This is a genomic window from Burkholderia sp. BCC1998 (assembly GCF_905339875.1).
Classification (GTDB): domain Bacteria; phylum Pseudomonadota; class Gammaproteobacteria; order Burkholderiales; family Burkholderiaceae; genus Burkholderia.
On record NZ_CAJPHE010000023.1, the window covers coordinates 57,156 to 81,454 of the forward strand.

A 24,299-nucleotide genomic window follows, 5' to 3' on the forward strand; every position below is an offset into this window, starting at 1 on the left:
GCACCGCGCGATTCGTGACTGCGCAGTACAAGTTCTTATGACGCCGCGTCCGTTTATCCATCGCTCGCCACGCACGATACTGCGCACCATCCGGCGCCGTGCGCGTCATTCGATACCCCGAACAACATGAACAGCTACCCAGGATTGAAGCGCTTCGCGCGACCGGCCGTGCTGGCCGCCCTTCCGCTCGCCGCATTGCTCGCGTTGACGGGCTGCCGGTCGGACGACACCGCGCCGGCCCCGAAGCCGAACGTGATCGTCAGCGCGCCCGTCGCGCGCGACGTGAACGACGTCGACGTCTACACGGGCCGCTTCGAAGCGGTCGACACGGTCGACGTGCGCCCGCGCGTGAGCGGCTATCTCGCACGCGTCGCGTTCCAGGACGGCGCGACCGTGAAAAAAGGCGACCTGCTGTTCGTCATCGATCCGCGCCCGTACCAGGCGGCGGTGACGGCCGCGCAAGGCACGCTCGAGCGCGCGCAGTCGCAACTGAAGCTGAGCCGGCAGGATTTCGAGCGGGCCAGCGTCCTGATCAAGACCGACACCATCGCGCAGAGCCTGTACGACCAGCGCCGCCAGGCCGTGCAAAGCGCGCAGGCCGACGTGACGAGCGCGCAAGGCGCGCTCGAACGCGCGCGGCTCGACCTGTCGTTCACGCGCATCGTCGCGCCGATGTCGGGGCGCATCAGCCGCAAGCGCGTCAGCGAGGGCAACCTCGTGAAGGGCGGCGACAGCGAAGCCACGGTGCTGACGACGATCGTGTCGCAGGACCCGATCGACATCTACTTCGACGTCGACGAGGAAAGCTATCTGCGCTACACGCGCGAAGCCGCGCAACATGGCGGCAGCGCGTCGTCGCGACAGGTGGCGATCGCGCTGCCGGGCGACGCGAAGCCGTCGCTGTCGGGCACGATGGATTTCGTCGACAACCGCCTAGACAACTCGACCGGCACGCTGCGCCAGCGCGCACGCGTCGCGAATCCGGACGGACGCCTGAGCCCCGGCCAGTTCGGCCGCGTGTCGCTGTCGAGCCGCGTCGCGCACGCGGCGCTGCTCGTGCCGGATTCGGCCGTCGCGACCGACGCGACGCGCCGCGTGCTGTATTTCGTCGACGCGAACGGCACCGTGTCGGTGCGCCCGGTGACGCCCGGCCGCCTGTTCGGCAACCTGCGCGAAATCGATGCGGGGCTGAAGGCCGGCGACCGCGTGATCGTCGACGGCTTCCAGCGCGTGCAGGCCGGCGATCAGGTCAACGCGGTGCCGCGCGCGATCGATGCGGCGCAGATGGCGAATGCGACGAATTCAGAAAACGTTGCGAACGCAACCGCTTCGTCCAGCACCGCGACCGGGAGCGCGCAATGAACCTCGGCCGCCTGTCCGTCCAGCAGCCGGTGCTCGCGATCGTCCTGTCGATCGTGCTGACCATCGCCGGCGCGCTGGCCTATTTCTCGCTCGCGGTGTCCGAGTATCCGGACATCGCGCCGCCGACCGTCGTGATCCAGGCGAGCTACCCGGGTGCGTCCGCGGAAACCGTGTCGCAGACTGTCTCGACCCCGATCGAACTGGAAGTGAACGGCGTCGAGGACATGCTGTACATGTACAGCCAGGCGACCTCCGACGGCAGCCTGAACATCACCGCGACGTTCAAGCCCGGCACCGACGTCGACAAGGCGCAGGTGCTGGTGCAGAACCGCGTCGCGCTCGCGACGCCGCGCCTGCCCGAGCCCGTGCAGCGCAGCGGCGTGTCGGTCCGCAAGTCGTCGCCGACGCAGCTCGGCACGATCTTCATCTACTCGCCCGACCAGCGCTACGATCCGCTGTACGTGTCGAACTACGCGATCCGCAACGTCGCCGACGTGCTGAAGCGGATCGACGGCGTCGGCGACATCAACCCGCTCGGCGCGCGCGAATACTCGATGCGCATCTGGCTCGACCCGGAGCGTGTCGCGTCGTTCGGCCTGAGCCCGCGCGACCTCATCGCCGCGGTGCGCGCGCAGAACACGCAGCTCGCGGGCGGCGTGGTCGCGCAGGCGCCGATCACGAATCAGGCGTTCCAGCCGAACCTGATCTTCGAAGGGCGCCTGAAGCGGCCCGAGGATTTCAGCGACATCGTCGTCAAGCAGGGGCAGGACGGGCGTCTCGTGCGGCTGAAGGACGTCGCGCGCATCGAGGTCGGCGCGCTCGCGTACGCGACCGACAGCTACATGCTGCGCCACCCGACCATCGCGCTGCAGGTGCTGCAGCAGCCCGGCGCGAACGCGGTCGCGACGATGGACGCGGTCGAGAAGAAGATGACCGAACTCGGCAAGGCGTTCCCGAAGGGCATCGTCTACAACATCGGCTACAACCCGACCGCGTTCATCGGCGACAGCATCCACGAACTCGTGAAGACCATCTACGAGGCCGTCGTGCTCGTGGTGTTCGTCGTGCTGCTGTTCCTGCAGGGCTGGCGGCCTTCGATCATCCCGATCCTGTCGATCCCGGTGTCGCTGGTCGGCACGTTCGCGGCGATGGCCGTGCTCGGCTACTCGATCAACAACCTGACGCTGTTCGGCCTCGTGCTCGCGGTGGGGATCGTCGTCGACAACGCGATCGTCGTGGTCGAGAACGTCGAGCGGCACCTGGCGGCCGGCGCCGCGCCGCGCGATGCGACGCTGCTGACGATGAAGGAAGTCGGCGGCGCGCTGTTCGCGATCACGCTGGTGCTGTGCGCGGTGTTCGTGCCGACCTCGTTCATTCCGGGCATCTCCGGCCAGTTCTTCCGCCAGTTCGGCGTGACGATCGCCGTGTCGACCGCGATCTCGTTCTTCACGTCGGTCACGCTCGCGCCCGCGCTGTCCGCGATGATGCTGAAGGCGCACGACCCCGCGCACGATGCGCCGGCGTCGACGTCGCGCACGGCCGCGCTGCTTGCGCCGCTCATGTGCGCGGTGCAGCGTTTCGCGGATGCATTCAACCGCGTGTTCCAGCGCGTGTCGGACGCCTACGGCGCGCTGGTCAGGAAGCTCGTGCGGATCATCCCCGCGATGAGCGTGCTGTACGTCGTGCTGATCGCGGCGACCGGCTATCTGCTGGTATCGAGCCCGAAGGGCTTCATTCCCGCGCAGGATCGCGGCTACCTGGTGGTGCTGGTACGCACGCCCGACGGCGCGACGCTCGAACGCACGAGCGCGGTCGCGCGCAAGATCGAGGACATCGCGCTGTCGGTGCCGGGCGTCGCGCGCGTGCCGGTGTTCTCCGGCGTCAACGCGGCCACCGGCACGAATTCGGCGAACAGCGCCGGCCTGTTCCCGGTGTTCAAGCCCTGGCCCGAACGCAAGGCGCAGGGCCTCACCATCGAGACGATCGCGGCCGAGCTGCGCAAGCGCCTCGCGGGCATCACCGAAGCGTCGATCGTCGTCGCGATGCCGCCGCCGGTGCAGGGCCTCGGCAGCACGGGCGGCTTCGCGATGCGGCTCGAAGACCGCAACGGCCTCGGCACGGCCGCGCTCGCGAAGGCGACGCAGGATCTCGTCGAAGCCGCGAACCGCACGCCCGGCATGGTCGGCGTCTACACGCCCTACTCGGCGACGAGTCCGCAGGTTCACGTCGAGCTCGATCGCGAGAAGGCGGAGATGCTCGGCGTGCCGAGCCAGGAGATCAACGATGCGGTCGAAACGTATTTCGGCTCGACCTACATCAACGACTTCAACATCGTCGGGCGCACCTATCGCGTCACCGCGCAGGCCGACCTGCCGTTCCGCGTGACGGCCTCCGACCTCGGGCGCCTGAAGGTGCGCAACCGCGACGGCGACATGGTGCCGATCGGCAGCGTCACGCGCATCGACGACACGCTCGGCGTCGATCGCGCACCGCGCTACAACCTGTATCCGGCCACCGAGATCAACGGCGATACCGCACCCGGCCTCGGTTCCGGTTTTGCGATCAAGACGATGGAGACGCTCGCGAAGCAGGTGCTGCCGCCGGGCATCTCGTTCGAATGGACCGACTTGTCGTACCAGCAGACCACGGCCGGCAACACGGGGCTGCTCGTGTTCCCGCTGTGCGTGCTGCTCGTCTATCTGGTGCTCGCCGCGCAGTACGGCAGCTGGAGCCTGCCGGTGTCGATCCTGCTGATCGTGCCGATGTGCCTGCTGGCCGCGTCGCTCGGCGTGCGCGCGCTCGGCCAGGACGTGAACATCCTCACGCAGATCGGCTTCATCGTGCTGGTCGGGCTCGCCGCGAAGAACGCGATCCTGATCGTCGAGGTCGCGCGGCAGCTCGAGGCCGACGGCCGGGAGCTGGTCGACGCGGTGGTCGACGCGTGCGTGCAGCGGCTGCGCCCGATCGTGATGACGTCGCTCGCGTTCATTCTCGGTGTGCTGCCGCTCGTGATCTCCGAAGGCGCCGGCGCGGAAATGCGCCAGGCGGTCGGCGCAGCCGTGTTCTTCGGGATGATCGGCGTGACGTTCTTCGGGCTGCTGTTCACGCCTGTGTTCTATGTGCTGGTCCGCCGGCTCGCGACGCGCAAATCCGGCGTCGCGGCGGCGGCCGCGGAGGTGGTGCAATGAAATTCATCCGACTCGTGGCTGCGCTGTCCGCGGCGGCCGTCCTGACCGCGTGCACGAGCGCGCCGGTCGCCACCGTCGCCCCGCCGCCGCTCGCCGCGACCTACGCGAACGCGGATCTCGTCGCCGCCGGCCCTGCCGCCGCGACCGACGCGTGGTGGCACGGCTTTCACGATCCGATTCTCGACCGGCTGGTCGATCGCGCGCTCGCGAACAACCTCGACCTGAAGGCGGCGGTCGCGCGCATCGACGCGGCGCGCGCGGTACGGATCGGCGCCGCGTCGCAGTGGTTCCCGTCGCTCGACCTGAATGCGGATGCCGGCCGCCGGCGGCTGTCCGCGTCGCAGGCGTTCCCGACCGACACGCCGACGACCGGCAATGCGTTCGACCTGAATGCGAGCGTCGCGTGGGAAATCGACATCTTCGGGCGCATCCGCCAGGGCGTGTCGGCCGCCGACGCCGACATCGCGTCCGCGCAGAACGACGCGGCGGCCGTGCGGATCGCGACGATCGACGAAACCGTGCGCACCTACGTGACGGTGCGCGGGCTCGAGCAGCGGCTCGCGCTGGTCGAGGCGAACGCGGAAAGTCAGCGCGGCACCGAGGCATCGACGCGGCGCCTGTTCGACGCGGGCGTCGTGCCGATCGCCGACGTCGACCGCGCCGCCGCGCAGGCGGAAACCACGCTCGCCGAGTTGCCCGCGCTGCAGTTGCAGCGGCAGGCCGCGATTCACCGCTTGTCGATCATCACCGCGGCGACGCCGCAGGACGTCTATGCGCAACTCGATCCGCCCGCGCCGGGGCCGGTATGGACGGCAGCGGCGCCGGGCATCGGCACGCCGGCCGACCTGCTGCGCCGCCGGCCCGACGTGCGCGCCGCCGAAGCGAGGGTCGTCGCCGCGTATGCGCGCATCGGCGTGGCCGAAGCCGATCTCAAGCCGCACCTGCAGCTGATCGGCGTGATCGGTGCGGCCGTCGACGGCTTCTCCGGCGCGACGCTCGCGCGTTCGCTCGCCTGGATGGCCGGCGCCGGCGCGAGCGCGCCGCTGTTCGACGGCGGACGGCGCCGCAGCATCGTCGCGTTGCGACGCGCGCAGGCCGATCAGGCCGTCGCCGCCTATCGCTCCGCCGTGCTCGGCGCGGTCAGCGACGTCGAAACGTCGCTGGCCGCGACCGCCCGCGATCACAGCCGGACCGAGCGCCTCGAACGCGCGGCGTCGAATGCGCGCGATGCCTATGCGCAGATCAACCGGTCGTGGCGCAGCGGCGAATCGGCGTTCATCGACACGCTGGAGGTGCAGCGCTCGCTGCTCGCGGCCGAGGATTCGCTCGCGCAGGCGCGCACCGACGAGATGCTCGCGCAGGTCAGGCTGATGACCGCGCTCGGGCAGTAGGCGGGTTGGTGCGATGCGGCTGGTGCGGCGCATCGGTCGGGTCGGTCGCCATGAAAAAAGGGCGACGTGCCCGATATCGATCGAACACGTCGCCCTTCGCACGAGACGAGCGGCGGTTTGCGCGCCCCTTCAGTCGATATCGCCGCCTTCCTTCAGCTGTGCGCTCAAGTAGTCCAGAAAACTGACGATGCGCGACGACAGCGTCGCGTTGCGATAGTAGACCGCATGAATCGGCTGGCGGAATTCGGTCGTGTCGTCGACCAGCACCTCGACGAGGCTGCCATCGCGGCGATGGGTGCCCGTCATGTAGTCGGCGAGGCACACGATGCCCGCGCCGTTCAGCGCGAGCGTCAGCAGCGTCTCGCCGCTCGACGCCTGCAGCGCGGGATGGATCCGGTATACGTCGCCGTCCGCGGTGCGCAGCGGCCAGTGGTTCAGCGTTTCGGGCTGCACGAAGCCGAGCAGCGTGTGGTTCGCGAGATCGGCCACGTGCGTCGGCACGCCGGCCTTCTCCAGGTACGCGGGGCTCGCGAGAATGCGCAGCCGGCTGCTGCCGAGCTTGCGCGCATGCAGCGTCGAATCGCGCAGCTCGCCGATCCGGATCGCGACGTCGGTGCGCTGTTCGAGCAGGTCGATGATTTCGTCGCTGGTATGCAGTTCGGCCGCGATCGCCGGAAACGCTTCGCGAAAGCCCGGCATCATCGGCGCGATCACGTGCTGCATGAACGGCATCGCCGCGTTGATGCGCAACCGCCCGGCCGGCTTCTCGCGCTGGCTGGCGAGCTGTTCCTCGGCGAATTCGACCGACGCGATGATCTCGCGCGCGTATTCGAGGAACAGCGTGCCCTCTTCCGTCACTTCGAGCCGGCGCGTCGTGCGGCGGATCAGCGTCGTGTCGAGCTTTTCCTCGAGACGCCGCAGGATCCGGCTCATCACCGACGTCGGCTGATGGAGCTTGTCCGCCGCCCCCGTCAACGAGCCGGTATCGGCGATGGTCACGAATGCGAGCATCTCGTCGAGGGTGGTCTTCATGGTCGGGAATCGGTGACGGTTTCAGAATCGTCACGATAGTGCCGCAGCGCCCGTTTGATAAGCGGGAGCCGGCGCGAATCATAGTTGATTCAGATTCAAGAATGCGCGGCTACTATTGTCCGATCAATGCGATCGCGGGCCGGGGCCGCACGCGCCCGGGAGGGCGCGTGTTGCGTGTTGCGTGTTGCGTGTTGCGTGTTGCGTGTTGCGTGTTGCGTGTTGCGTGCTGCGTGCTGCGTGCTGCGTGCTGCGTGCCGCGAAGCAATTCTGCGGCGTCAGGCCGCGATCGGCATGTCGTGGCGGATCCAGTCCTGCATCGCGCCATGCTGCGGCGCCCAGCCGAGTTCCTGCCGCGCGCGCACGGCTTTCACGCGGCTGTTCGACGCCAGCGAGAAATGCGCGCGAGAGTGGCCGAGCACCTGCTCGGCCTCGGCGATGTCCCACTCGACGACCGACGGCAAACCGAGACGCGCGGCGAGCGCCGCGCCGATGTCCGCGAACGACGCTTCGCCGTTCTCCGCGAAATACAGCGCGCCGGGCGCCGCGTGCCGCATCGCGCGCACGTAGAGATCGGCGACGTCCTCGACATGCACGTTCGACCAGCGGTTCAACCCCTTGCCGATCACGCGGACCGCGCCGGCCTCGCGCGCGATCGCCGCGAGCAGCGGAAGCTGCGCGCTGTCGCGCCGGATGCCGAGCCCGTCGCCGTAGATCATGCTGTTGCAGATCACCGCCGAGCGGATGCCGAGCGTTGCCGCCGACATCACGAGCCGATCGATCGCACGGCGCTCGGGCTTGGCCGGCGCGACGACCGGCGTCGCTTCGTCGAACACCGGCGCGTCGCCGTGCGCGCCCTGTGCGTCGTCCGCGATCACGCTGGTGCCGCTCGTATGCAGGAACGTCTTGCCCGAGCCGCTCAGCGCCGCGACGATCGTCTCGACCGATGCGCGGTGGTCACTGCTCGCCGCGTTGATCACGCAGTCCGCGTCGCTCGCGAACGCATGCAGCAACGCGGTGTCGTCGAGCGTGCCGATGACCGGCATGATGCCGGCCGCCGCGAGCGTCGCAGCCTTCCCGCCGTCGCGCGCCAGCCCGGTGACGACATGCCCTTCCGATACCAGCCGTGCGGCCACCGAGCCGCCGATGTAGCCGGCCGCGCCCGTCACGAATACCTTGATGCCCTTCATCCACCGCTCCGATGGCGAGGCCGCGAAACTGCCCGCGCCTCGCGGAAATGAGTCGGCCCGCGCGCACCGGTGTTCGGATGGGCGCGGGCCGTCGATGCCGGCCGTGCGGCGCGTCGAACCTGCGCAACGCGGCCTGTAGCGTCAGTATCGATGCCGCGCGCGCGCGGCGAAAGAGGCGGATCGTGAAAAGAGTTTTGATCCGGGCGGGAAGATCGGCGGCGGCAGCCCGCGAAACAGCGACGTGTAGAACGACGCGATGCCGATCGCGATCGAAATCGCAGACACGAGCAGCGTCGTCACCGGGACCTGCGTGATCAGGTAGTCGATCTTGCGTCCGCAGGTAAGCGGCCTGGCATACAACGATCAAATCAGCGGCTGCGTGCCGGGCGTGGTCACGCCTCGCGTCAGTTCCCGGCCCGTCTGCGCCGAACGAACCACCAGTTGAACATAGCTGTTCATCGGCCCGTACGGCGCGAAGAACCGTTCGAGCAGTTTCGTGAACACGACCAGGCTGACTTCTCGCAGTGCGGTCTCGTCGAATGACAGCATGATTTCGATGCCGCGCACGAACGACGGAAACTGACTATCGAGCGACATCCATTTGATCGCCGGCTTGTAGTCCAGGCCGGTGATCGCGTCGATGCAGCGCTGCGCGAGCGGCGTCGTGCGCACCGCGTGCAGCCGCATGAATGCTTTCAGGGCCGGCAGCCCGTCCCGCGTCAGATCCAGCGGATGCGGCGATAACGTCGACAGCACACGCCACAACGCGCCGTTGCCGCGCGGCAGCTCGGCCGTCAATGTCGGTCGAGTAATCAACTGAATCGGACAATCCAGCGCCTTGCTTTCGAGCAGCAAATCGCCCACCGAATTGCCGATCAACAAGCGCGCCGGCAAGTCGCGATTCGTCACCGTCGTCACCACATCGATTTGAGGCAGCTTTGGCCGGGCCGACTGTCCGTCCAGTCCGACCAGCGACAGCATCATGGTTTGACGATCGGGCGATCCCGCGTCGCGATCACGAAACGCGACCCAATAGACCGTCGCCGCATCGGGGCGTGGATCGTGACTCAGTGCCTGATAGGGTCTCACCAGGGTTCTAGGCCGATCACTGTCGAGCGACACGTCCTCGTCCTTGTCCTTCTTCTTGGACAGCTCGCCCAGATAGACCGCGTCGACCGAATACACGCCCAGCGGCGAATGTTTCGCCAGTCGCATCGGCTGAACCGGATAGGCGCCCTGCCCCTTCAACACAATGGGCTGGGCCGGTTGAGAGAAGAGATTCACGACCGGCGTACAAAACAGCTTGAACGCCGTTGCGTCGAGCGACGCGAGCGCCAGCGCAGCGACCGAATCGGCGGGCGTATCGCGCAGTACGACGTGCAAGGTCAGCTCCCGAGCATCGGGGGCGCTTGCTGCACGCCGCACGCGGCCGATGTCGAGATCGACGAAATCGAACAGTTCGGGAAACGCGAAGTATTCCAGCAAGTAGCGATAGGTGGTCGCGGTGCGACTGGTGGTTCGGCTACCCGGCAGCAAGCGGTCGTCATCTGCGAAACCGACCGGTTCAAACGGCACCTTCGATATGGCCCGCCAGCGCCCACATTGATCGACCTCAACATACGCGGCGGCGGCACGGAGCAGCAAAGCATCCAGCAGCGACGAGACAAACGGCCGCTCGCCGGAAAGGTAGACACGTATGGGGCCGTCTGTAATGGCCGCCGTGAACGGGCCGGCAGCCGACGTAAAACTGATCGACAGCACGCCAGTTGCGTCGGCGGGCAATCTCACGGCCGACGGTGCCAGCGTCGTCGGTGCATACCGTGCGGACCGGATTTGTAATGGCGAGATGGTCACGTCGTAGGCCGACCGGAATCGCACCGGGGCCGTGCGTGCATTCAACTCCACGCCACGCGGCACGACGACCGGCTCTGTCAGTTGACCGACGATCGCCCGTGGTTCGAATCGGGCAATCGCGCACGATGGCACCGTGCGCAGATAATGCGGGTGGACAACCTCAAGCAACGCCTCGGTGAATTCGGGATAGTCGTCGGCCAGCTTCGAATCGAGGTGCGCGGCAAGAAACGAAAAGGTCTGAATCAGACGCGTCACATGCGGATCGTCGGCCCGGCCGCTCTGGATGCCCAGCCGAGCGGCAATCTTCGGATAGCGGATCGCGAAATCGCCCAACGCCCGCGCGAACAACCCGAGTTCGTATTCGTAATGCGACAGCAGGTGATCCATTCAGCTATAGCCCCAGTCGATCGGGACGCACGAGCGTTGGGCCGACGAAGATAAGTTTGCGCAATGCCGCTTGTGGGCCGTATGGCTGCATCCGGAAGTGCGGCCGCCGCCAGTGGCCGCTTACTTCGCGCTGTACGCTGTCCGATGGGACTGATTCGGCCGCCTCGGCGTCGAGAATCGCGGGGCCGACGACGTGGCGATCGTAGAGTTGTTCGATTTCGGCGAGCCGTTCCGTGCGCTTGCGCTTGCCGAGCCCGGGAAAGTGTCGCGGCACGTTCGAATAAGCGCGATCATGGACGACCTGTGCATCGCGTACGTTGAGGTACAACAACATCTTGATCGCGTAGTCCAGGGCGTCGCGCCAGAACTGCTGAGCGGCAGGCGGATCGGGCATTCCGTCAGCCGCAGGCCGCTGGAACAAGTCGTCCACCAACTCACGGATCGTCTTGTCGGGGTCTTCCAGCGGCAGCGTAATCGAATCCATCGTCGCGCCATCATCAGGACCGCCAGCCATTAGCCATGTCGCAAACCCGATTGACCGGTCGTTCTTGAAAATCGCGATCGCCTCGATGTCGCCAGCCTGTTTCCAGCGGGTAGGTTCGGGAATGATGCACAGCGTATCGGTTGGCATCTTGAGCATGCCGATCGGCACATCCTCCGCGATATAGGTGGCGTCGAGCAGACGGTGCAGCGGTGGGGTCGGCTCGTAAAAAGCTCCTTTGCGTACCTCGAATGCCAGCCACACGGCGCTGTATTGAGCGACCCCGGCGAGTACGTCGGCCGGGCGGCCGTCAGCGCCGTGCGGCAAGAGGTCCCGTGTGAACCGATCGAAATAGCGCGTCAAACGAAGGATGCCGTGCGACCGCAGCATCTCGGTTAGGGTCGGCGACGCCACGCAATCTGTTTCAGCTCGCAGCGCGTCCCACGCGGCGAGCGCACCCGTGACCCGATAGCGAACCGGTCCGGGCAAGCGAGCGAGCTTCGGATCGGTGACGGCGTCGCCCGAGCGCATCAGCGCAGTCACGAGCCGTTGACGAATGTCGGCGCGCAGCGCTTGACGCTGAGCCTCGGATATCAAAACGGGATTGCGAGACGACGCACCCGTCAAAGTTACTTTCTCCACCCGACCTACCGAACCGCTCATGCGCGATACCTCTATTCAAGCGACGAAATCAGTCGCGCCCCGCACTCCGTCAAATCGTCGTGAAAGGCGACTGGCGTACCGTGATGGTTGCGCGTGCTGTTTTGCGGAATGATCCTGAACTGCCCGCCGCACTTCGGACACCATGTCAGGTGATCCTTCAGCGCAACCGGAACACCAAGCGCTGTCAGATCGTCGCTCGCGGTGATGACTTCGCCGCCGTGGGTCGTTTTGTCGTGCAGGCGGATCACGCCTCGTCCGTTTTCATCCTTCATCATCCTTTCCGTATCGTTTGCATTGCCATGCTGTTGAACTAGCGAGACCCGATCGGTACCGCATCCAGGTCAACCGTCGCTCTTCGGAGCGACTCCGCTAAAAGTTTTCGGATGCTGAGCATTGGCGCAAACGCGATTCCACCCGGAGAATTCGAACGCGGTCGCATACCTGCCTCCACTGCTTTCATCACGAATGCCGTAATTCAACTCAGGCTTCTCCAGGTTGAGTGGGCCATAGTCGGCGAGAGACGGATCATCCGAATGGACCACATAGATAAAGCGTACTCGAACTGGTTTGCCATCCTGTTTTTTGTAGGTGGCGTAACCGCAAATGAACGTGTGCTTGTCGTTCGGCGTTTGACTTATCCCACGCAAATCGGGAGTGCTTTCATATAAGTCGGAAAACTCGACGTCCTGGTCATCGGACAGTGCTGCCCGAACCGCTTTTTCCGCAGCATCGTATTTTGCGAACGCACTTGGTGTGCATCCAACGAACAACGCAAGCGTAGTGGTTAGTGTCGCTACGATTCGCCTCTCTATCATGCCGGAAACCCTCTTCATCATTCATCGTTAGCTGCGGGTCGCCGCGTGCATCATGTCGGCATCTGGGTTCTCGAGCCAAGCTGCTGCATACGTTCCGCCATCGGGTTCTCCCGCCCAGTCTTCGACCCGTGCTTTCGGATCATCCGGGTACTCGCCGCGCTGCTGGGCCAGCACGGTGTCCCCCCATCCGACAGGCGTTCCGGAGCGGGGTTCCGCGTAAAGATCGTCGGGAGCGATCGCGGAGATTTGCTCGATCGCAGCAGGCCAGACGGGATCGCGGCACGTTGCATTCGCAAGGACTCGCATGACGGTGAAAACCAGAATCAGCGGCATCATCAACAGACGAATGAAGACCGGCGCACGCATCCCAAAGCTATACAACGAAAACAGGAACGACTCGCGCGGCGTCTCATGCTGCGTGTGAAACAGCATCGGCTTGGGCAAGCCGTTCGGGCCGTCATTCATGTACGCGCACCAATAGTTCCACTGCGCGAGCGCCATTTCGACCTGCCGCTTGCCGGTCCATTCCCGACCGATCGAGAACACGCGAGTGACATTGCCGTGGTCGTCGACCGTATAGTGTCGGATGTGGAAGATCGTTCCGAACGACGTGTCTTCGCGGTGCAGGCAAAAGATCGAATCTTCCGTCCACGGTGCTTCCCAAACGATGTCACCCTCGCCGGGTTTCGCGAAAAACCGCCGCGCGCGAATCGCGAAAAGCTTGCGAGCTTCGCGATGGAAGCGGATCGGGCGGTGGCGGAGACCAAAGAACAGGCCGCGCCCAAGTTTCCAGACTATGAAACCAAATCCTAGAGAAATGCATACCGCAAAAACATCGCCCAGTGAATCAGCCGCGTATGGGTAGCGAATATGAGTGAGCCAATAGACATATGGCCCGATCCCTATACACAGGAAGGCGAACACTACGCCAGTGACAAACCATTGTTTTTCGAGAAAGGAAGGCTCGATCACATCCATAAAGATCGAGTTAATGCTGAATGTTGCCCCGCAATCCTGAACATCCGGACCGACAAATCGATCGATCGGCAAGCGATGTGCTAGATCCCACTCTGGTATCGGCTTGCCGATGCACTTCTTCATGACGCGTTCGTCCATATGTCAGCCTCCCGCCGCCGCGCTAAATGCCTTGAGTTCCGCCTCAAGGGAGTCGTAGTGCTCCCCCTTGCTGAATTTGCAACGTGAGACCCAATCCTTGAGGGCTGACGCCTTGAAAATTGCAATCGCAATTGCTATCAGAATCGACAAAATCAGGGCCGGCCAGAATAGGGGCCAACTGAAAAGTGCGGCAATAGCAACGTACGCGCCAAGACTTCCACTGCCGATATAGAGCCATCCCAATTTCTTCTCGTGATTTTGGAAAGCCTCAGGCGCGTTCTTGAAAATGTCATACCCAGCCAAGAAGATGCCTGCGGCCGCGCCGAGTCCACGGCCAAACTTTACCCCCGCCTCAGCGCCTCCCTTGGAGACGCCCCACGCTTTCATGAGATATGCTGACAAAGGATGAGCCGGTGTTTTCACTACGGTCTCCGACGAGTATTCGACGAGAGTGCCGACGATCGCAACAACAGCACCAATGCCCTTCAGAGTGGTTTCGGTCTGATTGAACTGATCTCGATCCTTCCAATCTAGGGTGGCAAACGTGAGCGTGGTCATCTGGAAGATTACAGTCACGACGCCCAAATTGAACTCGGTCGACGAATTGAGCCACTTCTTAGCTGAGTCCACTCCCGGAACTTTAACGGCCTTGATCGCGCTGGCCTCCAACTTCCCGTCCCGGACCAGAGCGTCGACGTCCATCTCGTAGGCGACGATATTCGGATCACTCGGTGGTGCCGTCCTCAGAACCTGCTTCCCGACTTGGGTCGCCGACGCGCGCTGTTCGGTCCGGTTGCCGTCCAGTTTGACGCCCAACTCCCGGGCTTGCTGTAAAGCCCAGTCGCGAATGGCAAGCTTGCTGACTTGTGACGGTTTGAGTCGAACACCTGACTGTATCGCCAAACGAATGGTCACGAAGCCGAGCGCGGCCCCCCGCGTTGCCTTCGTGAGTACGCCGACGATCTGATTGGCGGTCGTCACGATGAGTCGATCGCGCAGGTCGGCCGCGTTACCGAGTTTTTCAATCTTTTTGAACGCTTCCTTGTAGAGGTTCAGGAAGTTCTCATACTGGATATCAGAACCGTGCACCTGTGCATCCGCCGCTTTCATCAGCGTGTCCTGATTGAACATCAGGGCACGCACGTACAGATTGCGGATATTCGAAGCTTGACCGTTCAACCAGTCATCGAGCACTTTCTTGCAAGCCTCGGTACCGACAGCAGCGCCAATAGCCTGTGCGCACGATTCACTGTACGCGTAGCCGCTCCGAAGATCTTGCGAATCGTGAACACCAGCCATCCATTCAGCGAGCAATTGCGACTTGAGCCAATCCGCGTGCGCTTGCACTAGCGGTTGCCACTTCGACTTGAAGGCTTCGAGCGCTTGCTGATACTCCTGCGGGAAGCGTTTCAACGCCTCTTCATCGAGCACGCTGGTTCGCTTCCCATCGGGACCGACCTTGAATGCTGCGTCCTCCCACGCCTCATTCGCCGCCTCTTCCTGCGTTGCGGGAACGTTCTCGGTCTTTCGATCCTCTTCCTTCATCGCCTGCTCAAGACTTCCCGTTCTAATCCAGGAGCGCATCACGTGAAAAAAACCAATCGCATCCGGTGCAATTGGTGCGCCGACCTTCATATTGACTGCATTGGCGTCCGCGATGGTTTTCGAGGTTCCATAGGTCAGTCCCGTAACGGCCTTCGCATTCGCTCGGATTCCCGCTTCAGCACGTTCGAGCAGTTGCGCCGAAGTCCACTTCCAATACACCTGTTCGTCGAAACCGTTGTTCAGGTTGGGAACCGTCAGTTCCGCGAGATCGTTAGTGAGGCCGACAGGGTCGTTGACCGCGACCACAAAACCTTTCTTGTTGGGCGACTCGGCCATCGCATCACCGATTCGTTTGGCGACGTTGCGCTGACGTAGGCGAATCTCGTCCTTGGGCGCGCGGTTGCTAAAGCCAAACGCCGACTTCATCGCCTGAGCGTCCATCGCGAAATGCGCGATCTTGCTCTGGGTGGACTGAAATTCGCCCGTATCGGTCGCGCCCCCGGCCAGCATCGCGGGAACGCTGATGCACTGCATATGCTGCTTGCGCCAAGCGGCATCGTTGATTTTGTTGTGTACGAGGTCCTTGGTCCATCGCACATTCGACCAGCCAATCCAGAGGTTGGCCGCCTCGTCACTTCCGGGCGTGTGTTCAACGCTCACACAACGGCCAAACGATTCGAAAGCCAAGTCTCCGTTCATCGCGCACCCTTGGGTAAGCGCGTTCTCCGCGTCGCCCGGCGGCGGCGTCACGTCCGGCGGGAAATTCCACATGATCCCGTCGTCGAGAACCATATAGGCGGCCAGCTTCTTCCGCTTCTCGTCGTACGTGTACAGATAGCCAGGGCGCAATGCGCGCAGCGTGTACTTGGCGGTGGCAACGGCCTGAGGGGCGCGCCCGTCGATCCGAAAATTGCCGGACAGAGCCGGCGCTTTGGATGCGCCACGCGGGCACGCGATCGCGTATCGGACGGGATAGATCAGCAGCGACTGGCGATCGCAAAGCGGACAGCCCTTAGTGGTCGGCATGGGTTGATCCTCGGAATTTCATGTTGTGAAGTGACAGTATTTATTCGGTCGCGAAAGCGTGCCGCATACGTTGAACCGCATCTTCGACGAGCGCGTCGGTGGTCATCGCATCCTGTCCGCCCGCCGAGCGCAAGACCGCATCGAGCGCTGCCGGCAACTGCGCTGCCTGATCGACCGACAGTGCCGGCAGCCGGCGGCGAATCTGGTCGGCGATCTCGCTGCGGTTGATACGTGGCCACTGGTCAAGGCGCGGCCAGCCCGACGATTGATCGTCCGGCGGCACAATTTCGGCACCTATGCCGGCGCTGCGCCAGCGATGGCCGCCCCAAGCGAAGCACCATTCGCGGACGGGTCCCAAGAGGGCCAGTCGCTGGGTCGGATCGAACACTGCCAGCGTGAGGCTCAAGACACGCGGATCGTAGTACCGCCAGAACACCGGCTGCCCGCCCTCTCCAGGACCGACCAGATACCGCGCGATGTGTTCGGCGAGCGCATCGGCATCCACGGCGCTGTCGATCCACGCGCAAATTGCGGGCGGTCGCTCAACTTCCGGTTCCTCTTGCCATCGTTCGGTCGCAATCCGTTGCCCCTCCGGATCGAGCGCGGCGAGGTCGATCAACCGTGGCATCAGTTCTTCGCGATGGGCCAGTACGCGTGGCGTGCAGGCACGCATGTCGAGCGCGGCTAGATCAGGCACGTGCGCGAGGGTCGCAGGTTCCACCAACAGGAATCCAGTCGTCATCGGCTCCTGACGATCAGGTACAGCCTGCATCGGGGGCGTGGACGTTTTCATTCGGTCATCCATCAGGTGAGCGCGATCGACGCTTGGCCGGTTTGTGCGGCACCGTCAGCCAATTGCGAGCACAAGTCCGATCCAGGGAACTGCGCCGGGATGCTTTCCGGCCCCACCGTATCGTGGCTGCCCGCATGAATCTTGTTCTCGCCGGGCGTATAGCCCATGATGCCTTTCGCGCTGACTTCGAACTGGCTGTTTCCGGCCGTCAAGCGAATGCCCTGCTTGGCGGTGATGTTGATCCAGTCCGTCGTGCTGATGATCGACAGGACCTTCTTCGCCAGCAGTTCCAGCTCGTCGTTTTCTGCATGCACTTGCACCTTGCCGCTCGCCGCAATCAGCTTCATGCCCATCTTGTGCACGAACAACGAAAACTTGTCCGATACGCTCGCGAAGAACGATTTGCCTGTTGCGACCGACATGCTATCGCCGGCCGTGACCGCTACGTGCTGCCCGCCCGTGACGTGCGCCGTCGCGGGCGTCGTGACGGCGATGCCAGCTCCGCCGGCCAACAGCAGGTGCGCTTCGTTGAGCTCAGGGAACTCGCCCTTGTCGCTGCTGCTCGTCGCACCCGCGCCCTGGATACCCTCCACCTGCGATTTCAGCGCGTCGGCGATCGGCGTCTGGTCCCCACCGTTGTCCTGAGCCTGATAATGCTGCGCGAGCTTGCCAAGTTGTCCGTGTAACGTTTGCGCTTTGGTCAGGCGTGATACCGGCTCACCAACATCCGAAAGATGCCCCTGCGCGGCGGGACGCACCTCTGTGCTGATCACCATGCCCTTGCCGCTGCGAATCGCGCCGACCTCATCCGTACGCAGCTCGAAGCCCTCGCCGCGGGCATCCTTGCGCCCCTGCCAATCTTCGATGCGAGTGATCTTGCCAAGCGAAAGCTGGCTCGCCGCATGGTCAGACCGAAGTTGTGCCTGAATGGCGTTCGCCGTATCGTCGAATATCAGGTGATTGCTGCGACCGGACGACGCGTTGCCGTCCGCACCGCTCAGTTCCCGGCTGCGAATGCCCATCAGCGCATTTTCGTCCGGCAGCTTCCACGACGGGACGTTGCGCGCATTCATCACGCGGCCCGTAATGATCGGGTGGTCCGGATTACCGTCGAGCCATTGCACGATCACTTCGGAACCGATGCGAGGCAGTGCCGCCATCCCCTGGCCGCCGCCGGCCCATCCGCTTGCGACCCGCACCCACGTCGAATACTTGCCGTCGCGATCCCAGTGGAATTGAACCAGCACGCGGCCGTGTTCGTCGGTCTGGATGCTTGTGCCTGACTGGCCGACGACGGTCGCTGTCTGCGGTGCGAGGATCTTCGTGTCGACACTGTTGAAGCCGCGCCCGGGCCGCCACGGCGTCGCCCTAGGAACGCACGTGAACTCGTTGCGGTATTCCGCGAGCACACCGGTGTCTTGCAGATAGTTGTTGGTCGCCACATGACGAACCGCGATGATCAGGTATTCATCGTCGCTCTGATCGCGGCTCAGCGCCGAACCGTAACGGTCCGTCAGTCGGAACCAGCGCCCCGGCTGCACGAAGCGATTGTTGCCCGTCGCATCGAAGCGCTTGATCGTCGCTTCGATTTCCTCCATCCGGCGATTGACGAGCTGATAGCCATGCTCCATGTTCCGATAGCCGTATGCGCCGGCGTACTCGTTCCATTCGAGTTGCGGCAGCGCGGCTTCCATGCTCGACAGGCTCGTTTGAACATGGGTCGGCGTCGGGCTCTTGAAATCGAAACGGGACAGTTCCGCATGCGTCGACGTGGTCTGCTGGAACGGGGACCAGCTCAGAATGCTGTCCGATTCCTCGGCACCCATGCCATTATGGAAACGGATTTCGTGAAGCTTGCCGTCGATTGCATGCGCGGGACGCGTCGGATCGGAGACGGTCAGCTTGTGCGACGTGGCGGTGTGCTCGTACCAGTACAGATAGCCGGCGTGTTCCCAGCGCCGATGCACGTAATTGTGATCGTCTTCGTCGAACTGACAGGCCATCGTCATACGCGGATCGTCTTCGCCGACCTGCCAATCCCATTCGGGCAACGCGCCGTAGTCCTGGAAGATCGTCGCAGTCTGGTCGTGCAGGTTCTGATCGAGGAACAGGCGATTGTGCTGGCTGTACTTCAGATAGCGCAGCCATGGGCCGACGTGCGCCTCATAGAAAACCCAGCCGCCGTCCGTGCGAATGTGTCGGAATGCAAAAATATAACCGTTGAAATAGCGCTGGCTTCCGTCGCCACATGCCATGCTGGCCGTCACGCGCTTACCGATGAAATCCTTCGGCGCGAGCTGGTCGTTGTCCGACAGGATTTCGATCTTGTACGCGAAATCCTTTGATAGCGCTTCAACCGCCTCGAATGCGTTCGGCAGCAAGATTCTGTAAGGCGCGTTATCGTCCGGAAAGTTGATTTGCACTTGCCGGTTGTGCTGCGGCCCCAGCGCAAGGTCTCTCAGGGCTTGTGCCGTGTTCTGCATTGTTTTTTTATCCGTTGATCCGGGCGCGAAATGCCGCTGGGCCGCCCGTGCGCCCTCGGAAAAGGGGGCGCATCAAATTTGAACTGCCGCGCCCCAGCGCACAACATAAGCTCAGACGTATACCACAAAGCACGGAACAGGCCCATCGGAAGGGGTTCGGTCGCTGAGCCAATGGTGGATGGCGCATCTCGGCGAGCAACTCGGCATCGATCCGCCCGATCTGGGTACGTCGCGTGCGCTGTCGCTACGTCGTGCGCTGGCTCAAAGGAGCGTCCGTCGGGGCGACAGGATCGCGGCACGGCGCTCTTCGACCTCGAGCGATAGCCATCCGAACATCGGGTTCTGATCGTCCACCGCCGTACGCTGCAACTACTGCTCGTGCAGGCGGTCCGGGACGTCGAAGCCACGCGGACCCGCAGCCCCGAGGCAACGTTTGGCGGCGCCATTCGAGAAATGCGAGGCCCGCGACGACGATAGACACCGAGCCGGTCACGCCGAGCCACGGGCCGGCCCATGTCGTCGTCCTGAAGAACGTGGTCGGGACGACGTTCTGGATCTGCGGCGAACCCGGCAACGCGCCCATCGTCCAGCCGCCTCACCGGCCGCCGGTATAGCGCGCGGCCTTGCCCGTCGGCAGCGTGTGGTTCGTGCCAATCACCTTGTCGCCGAACGCGACGTGCAGCCCGGCCGCGTCGCATTGACGAAACCGGACTGATCACCCGTTACAAGCAATTCCGCACGGGCGGGCACGACGCTGATTACGGCTTGCCGCCCAGCGACTCGACGATCCGGTACGCAGTCTTCACGCGATCCTCGATCGGGAAGCTGCGATTCGCGAGCATCACGATCGCGAGCCGCTTCGCGGGCACGAACGCGACATAGGTACTGAAGCCGTTGGTCGACCCCGTCTTGTTGATCCACGCGTCCGGGCGCGGTGCGAGCGGCGGCTTGAGTTCGGTCGCGGGCGTCGCGTCGTGGAGCATCGGCGGCGCATTCCCCGCGAGCAGCGTCGGCAATGCGACCGGATACGGATACTGTTCCCAGATCAGGTCCTGCGTGAACGGGCCCGCGCGAAAATAACCGGTGTGCGTGCGTTCGAGCGCACGCTGCAACCGCGGCGCCGTTTCGACGAGCCCCATGTTCGCCTGCACGAAGCGCAACAGGTCGGCCGCCGTCGTCCTGACGCCGTACGCCGGCTGCCACAGCATGCCGCCCGTCATCCGGATCGGCTTGCCGTCCTGCGTATAACCCTGCGCATAGTCGGCCTGCCGCGCGGCGGGCACGTTGATGTAGGTGTGCGTCATCCCGAGCGCGGGAAACAGCCGCTGTTCCATCAGCCCCGCGAAGTCGCGATTCATCGCCTTCGCGGTGAGCTGCCCGAGCATCCCGATCGCGACGTTCGAATAGGTGCGGCGCGTGCCCGGCGCGTACGCGGGACGCCACGCGTCGAGATAGCGCATCAGGCCCGCGTCGTCGCGGATGCTGTCGGGCACCTGCAGCGGCATCCCGCCGGGCGTGTGCGTGCCGAGCTCGAGCAGCGTCACGCCGCCGAACGGCTTGCCCCGCAGCGCGGGCAGATACTTGCCGGCCGGATCCGTGAGCGACAGATCACCGCCCTCCTGCGCGTCGGATGCGAGCGTCGCGGTCAGCGTCTTGCTGACGGAGCCGATCTCGAACAGCGTGTCGCCGGTCACCGGCTGGCCGGTTTGCGTCGACATCACGCCGTAGTCGAACACATAAGGCTTGCCGTCGGCGACGATGCCGATCGCCATGCCGGGAATGGCGAACTGCTTCATCAGCGGTGCGACGTGGCGGGTTACGGTGTCGTGAATCTCGTCCTGCGTGGCGGCGGCCGCGCGGCCGGCCGTGGTGGCGGCGCATGCGGCGACGAACAGGGTCGCGGCGATGCGGATCGCGTTGAATCGCATGGGTGCGGTTCCTTCGATTTTCAGATGGTTGCATGAACAACGGATTCGGCCGCGCCGCGCGGACGCCGCGCCAGCCGTCCCGTCGAAGCAGGACTATCCGCTGCCGGCCGCCAGCCGACAATCGACGATATGTTGCGCGAGCCTAAAGAAAATCTTATGCGGCACGTGAACCGGTCCCGCGCGTGTCAGTTCGGCAAGCGGTCGAGAAACGCCAGCATCGCGGCATTGAAGCGCGCCGGCCGCTGCAGCGGCGCGAAGTGGCTCACGCCCGGCAGGATCGTCAGCGTTGCGCCCGGAATCGTGCGCGCGAGATACGCTGCATGGTCGGGGCGGATGAACTCGTCGTGCTGGCCCTGCACGATCGCGACCGGCACGGCGATCGCCGCGAGGTCGGCCGCGCGGTAATCCGGTTGCGTGCGCATCATTTCGCTGACGGCGGCAACGAACGCGTCGAACCGGTCCGGCGTCGCGGACAGCCGCACGTAGTCCTTGCGGTGCCGCGCGAAGCAGCGGTCGATCAGCGGGCTCGGCACCATTTCCTTCGTGCCGCCCGGATCCATGTTGCACGCGAAGAAGAACACGCCCGCCGCACGCGCCGGCGCGCGGGCGGCCAGCACGAGCGACACGCACGCGCCGTCGCTCCAGCCGACGAAGCGTGCGCGCTCGATGCGCAGCGCATCGAGCACCGCCAGCACGTCGGAGGCCATGCGTTCGTAGGAATAGGGGCGATCGTCACGCGTGCTGCGGCCGTGGCCGCGGCTGTCGATCACGATCGCGCGGTAGCCGGCCGCGAGCAGCGCCGGCACCTGGTTGCCCCAGTTGCCGCCGTGGCCGAGGCCGCCGTGCAGCAGCACGACGGGCGGGCCCTGGCCGAACGACGCGTGCCAGATGCGCGCGCCGTCGTGGTCCAGCCATCCTTCGGCGTCGGCCGCCGGCAGCGGCGTGCCGCCTTGCGCGTCGAAGCGGACGAGGTCGTCGTCGGCGAATTCCGCGTTCATCGTTCTGCCGTCCTTGCGAGGGAGACGAGCTTGCGATTGTAATGCGCGCGACAGCGTGCCGCGACGCGTCCACGCGCTGCGGTGCGCGACGGCGCGGCGCCGTGCCGTGCCTTCAGGCCTGCGTCGACACCAGCGCGCCGGACGTCGAGCCACCCGACTTCTGGATCGCCTGCGCAAGCTGCGCGATCGCCGTCGACAGCGCGGCGGAGATCGTGCTGGCTTCCGCGCCCAGCGTCTGCTGCTCGAGTGCCGCCGCCGGATCGTGCTTCGCGCGCTGCGCGGCCGCCGCCATCTGCTGCTGCAGTTGCGCAAGCTGTTTCTGCAGGCGCTCGATGAGTTGCTTCAACTGCTTGACCGCGGGATCCTCGGCCGAGGATCCCGACGCGCCCGGCGTCTGCCCTGCACCGTCCGACTGCGCGGCACCACCCGCCGGCGACGACGCGGCGGACGTCGCCGTCGACGCGGCACCGGTGCCGGACTGGTTGGCGGTCGCGTTGCCAGCGGCTGGCGAGGTCTGCGCGGCGGAAGAAGGGTCGATCTGCATCGTGTCGGTCCGTAGTGAGTGTGCGACTCGGGTCGGTTGAACAGGGGAAACCTTGCAACCGGTTTACGGTATTCGTCGGATGAAACTTGAGCCTCGCCTTTCCAGCTGCCCTGAGATGCCCAGAGATGCCCGCGCCGTGCGCGTGCCGCCGATCGTCGCGAAGGGGCCAGATTGGCCGGCCGTCGACGCTGGTAAAATCGCCGGCTGGCCTGCTGCCGCAGCACACCGGCTGCTTCCGGCAAGGCCTCGCGGGCTGCCCCGCGTCGGCGCCCGTCCGGTCGGGCCCGATACGCGATGCCGTCCGGCGCCGTCGCAACGCGAGCCCCGCGCCCGCATCGACATGCGACGCGCCGACTTCGGCACGCTCCCCCTTCATCACGCATTTCGAGGAATTCACGATGGCCCGCATCGGCGCCTTCTGCCTGACCACGTGGCTCGCGGCCGCGATTCTCTATTTCGGCCAGCATTCGGTCGCGATGATTGCGCTCAGCGGCGTGGTCGTGTTCGGCGGATTCGACCTGCTGCGTCCGTAACGACGGCGGCGCGCACGGCAGCGGCGGACGCGCTTCGCCGCCGCACTGAAAAACGCCGACCGGCGGGCCGCGACGCAGGGTAAGATGCGGGTCGGAGTCGTCATTCTCGCGCAGCACGAACAGGGCACCGCCCACGCAGGCCGTCCGATCATGAAACAAGGCATTTTCGTCGCCACGCCCGCCTACGGCGGCATGTGTTACCTGCCCTACGTGAACGGGCTGCTGGAGCTCCAGCATGCGTGCCTGAGCACCGGCCTCGCGTTCGAATACTTCTACCTGAGCGGCACCGCATTGTTGCATCAGCAACGAAACGTCGCGGTCGAGCGCTTCCTGCACAGCGGCCTGTCGCACATGATGTTCATCGATGCGGACATCGGCTTTCGCGGCAGCGACGTGATCCGGATGTTCGAACAGCAGCACGACGTGATGCTCGGGCTGTATCCGTCCAAGAGCATCAACTGGGCGGCGGTCGCCGAGGCCGCGCGCTCGGATCCGTCGGCGCCGCCCGAGCGGCTCGCGTTGTTCAGCGCCGATTACAGCCAGACCGCGTATGCGGTGGACGGTGCACAGTCCCGGATCCAGCTCGATTCGGTTTCCGAAATCCACTCGGGCGGCGCCGGCCTGATGATGATCGCGCGCCCCGTGTTCGACACGATGGCGCAGGCCTATCCCGAGACGCAGGTCCAGTTTCCGCCGAGCTATCGGAACCTGTCGCCGAATTCGACCTCCATGTACGAGCATTTCGAATTCCTGAGGGAACCCGACGGGCGCTCGCTGTCGGAAGATCTGTCGTTCTGCAAGAAATGGCGGATGTGCGGCGGCAAGCTGTATGCGTGTTCGTGGTTCCAGACCGTCCACGCGGGCGTTCATCTCTATGAGGGCAACCTGCCGGCGTTGCTCGGTCAATGAGCCGCGGGCGCGAACGGCTGGCGCTGCGCGATGCGTAGCAGCGCGAGCAGTTCGGCTAGCGGAT

Annotated in this window: 19 protein-coding genes; 5 read left to right on the plus strand and 14 right to left on the minus strand. The window is 64.6% G+C overall.

All coding sequences use genetic code 11. The annotated features are described in order from the left end of the window. Positions 1-126: 126 nt before the first annotated feature. From U5A56_RS30230 to U5A56_RS30240, 3 genes are read left to right on the plus strand one after another with little or no spacing between them, the layout of a single operon-like run. Entirely contained in the window at positions 127-1,362 is a 1,236-nt protein-coding gene (locus U5A56_RS30230) for an efflux RND transporter periplasmic adaptor subunit (protein ID WP_321926114.1), read from the plus strand. Continuing rightward, positions 1,359-4,550: a multidrug efflux RND transporter permease subunit gene (locus U5A56_RS30235; protein ID WP_321926115.1), complete on the plus strand. Its 3,192-nt coding sequence runs from the start codon at positions 1,359-1,361 to the stop codon at positions 4,548-4,550. Before U5A56_RS30230 ends, U5A56_RS30235 begins: the two co-directional genes overlap by 4 nt. After that, a complete protein-coding gene (locus U5A56_RS30240) occupies positions 4,547-5,941 on the plus strand; it encodes an efflux transporter outer membrane subunit (protein ID WP_321926116.1) in 1,395 nt (464 codons plus the stop codon). The genes U5A56_RS30235 and U5A56_RS30240 overlap by 4 nt, the downstream gene beginning before the upstream one ends. 129 nt (positions 5,942-6,070) lie before the next feature. Here the strand turns inward: U5A56_RS30240 and U5A56_RS30245 are convergent, their stop codons facing one another. The 14 genes from U5A56_RS30245 to U5A56_RS30320 all read right to left on the minus strand — a co-directional run bounded on the left by U5A56_RS30245 (position 6,071) and on the right by U5A56_RS30320 (position 22,793). After that, a complete protein-coding gene (locus U5A56_RS30245; protein ID WP_321926118.1) occupies positions 6,071-6,973 on the minus strand; it encodes a LysR substrate-binding domain-containing protein in 903 nt (300 codons plus the stop codon). Positions 6,974-7,248: 275 nt separating this feature from the next. Then, on the minus strand, positions 7,249-8,160 hold the full coding sequence (locus U5A56_RS30250) for an NAD-dependent epimerase/dehydratase family protein (RefSeq protein WP_321926120.1): 912 nt from the start codon (positions 8,158-8,160) through the stop codon (positions 7,249-7,251). Positions 8,161-8,301: 141 nt separating this feature from the next. Continuing rightward, on the minus strand, positions 8,302-8,520 hold the full coding sequence (locus U5A56_RS30255) for a hypothetical protein (protein ID WP_321926122.1): 219 nt from the start codon (positions 8,518-8,520) through the stop codon (positions 8,302-8,304). 3 nt (positions 8,521-8,523) lie between these two features. Continuing rightward, positions 8,524-10,401 carry a type VI secretion system baseplate subunit TssF gene (gene tssF, locus U5A56_RS30260; RefSeq protein ID WP_321926123.1) on the minus strand — a complete coding sequence of 626 codons (1,878 nt, stop codon included), beginning with the start codon at positions 10,399-10,401 and terminating at the stop codon, positions 8,524-8,526. Positions 10,402-10,405: 4 nt separating this feature from the next. Further along, on the minus strand, positions 10,406-11,545 hold the full coding sequence (locus U5A56_RS30265; protein WP_321926125.1) for a hypothetical protein: 1,140 nt from the start codon (positions 11,543-11,545) through the stop codon (positions 10,406-10,408). Between the two features lie 11 nt (positions 11,546-11,556). Continuing rightward, the gene (locus U5A56_RS30270) at positions 11,557-11,817 is read right to left on the minus strand and encodes a PAAR domain-containing protein (RefSeq protein ID WP_069220720.1); all 261 of its coding nucleotides are present in this window, start codon (positions 11,815-11,817) and stop codon (positions 11,557-11,559) included. Between the two features lie 69 nt (positions 11,818-11,886). Continuing rightward, positions 11,887-12,378 carry a hypothetical protein gene (locus tag U5A56_RS30275; RefSeq protein ID WP_321926127.1) on the minus strand — a complete coding sequence of 164 codons (492 nt, stop codon included), beginning with the start codon at positions 12,376-12,378 and terminating at the stop codon, positions 11,887-11,889. A 9-nt stretch (positions 12,379-12,387) separates the two neighbouring features. Then, positions 12,388-13,476, minus strand: coding sequence for a DUF6708 domain-containing protein (locus U5A56_RS30280; protein WP_415749242.1), 1,089 nt, complete (start codon positions 13,474-13,476; stop codon positions 12,388-12,390). A 3-nt stretch (positions 13,477-13,479) separates the two neighbouring features. Next, complete coding sequence (locus tag U5A56_RS30285; RefSeq protein WP_321926129.1) at positions 13,480-16,047, minus strand: T6SS effector BTH_I2691 family protein; 2,568 nt, start codon at positions 16,045-16,047, stop codon at positions 13,480-13,482. A 40-nt stretch (positions 16,048-16,087) separates the two neighbouring features. Then, positions 16,088-16,840, minus strand: coding sequence for a DUF4123 domain-containing protein (locus U5A56_RS30290; RefSeq protein ID WP_321926131.1), 753 nt, complete (start codon positions 16,838-16,840; stop codon positions 16,088-16,090). Positions 16,841-16,851: 11 nt separating this feature from the next. Then, on the minus strand, positions 16,852-19,323 hold the full coding sequence (locus U5A56_RS30295) for a type VI secretion system Vgr family protein (protein ID WP_321926132.1): 2,472 nt from the start codon (positions 19,321-19,323) through the stop codon (positions 16,852-16,854). 758 nt (positions 19,324-20,081) lie between these two features. Further along, entirely contained in the window at positions 20,082-21,251 is a 1,170-nt protein-coding gene (gene ampC / locus U5A56_RS30310) for a class C beta-lactamase (protein WP_321926134.1), read from the minus strand. A 185-nt stretch (positions 21,252-21,436) separates the two neighbouring features. Next, entirely contained in the window at positions 21,437-22,249 is an 813-nt protein-coding gene (locus tag U5A56_RS30315) for an alpha/beta hydrolase (protein WP_321926136.1), read from the minus strand. Between the two features lie 112 nt (positions 22,250-22,361). Next, positions 22,362-22,793: a hypothetical protein gene (locus U5A56_RS30320; RefSeq protein WP_321926138.1), complete on the minus strand. Its 432-nt coding sequence runs from the start codon at positions 22,791-22,793 to the stop codon at positions 22,362-22,364. A gap of 398 nt (positions 22,794-23,191) precedes the next feature. On the opposite strand from U5A56_RS30320, the gene U5A56_RS30325 reads away from it, so the two are divergent. Both U5A56_RS30325 and U5A56_RS30330 read left to right on the plus strand, forming a co-directional pair. Next, entirely contained in the window at positions 23,192-23,326 is a 135-nt protein-coding gene (locus U5A56_RS30325) for a hypothetical protein (protein WP_006750603.1), read from the plus strand. 150 nt (positions 23,327-23,476) lie between these two features. Next, positions 23,477-24,235, plus strand: coding sequence for a hypothetical protein (locus U5A56_RS30330; protein ID WP_135801046.1), 759 nt, complete (start codon positions 23,477-23,479; stop codon positions 24,233-24,235). Positions 24,236-24,299: the final 64 nt, after the last annotated feature.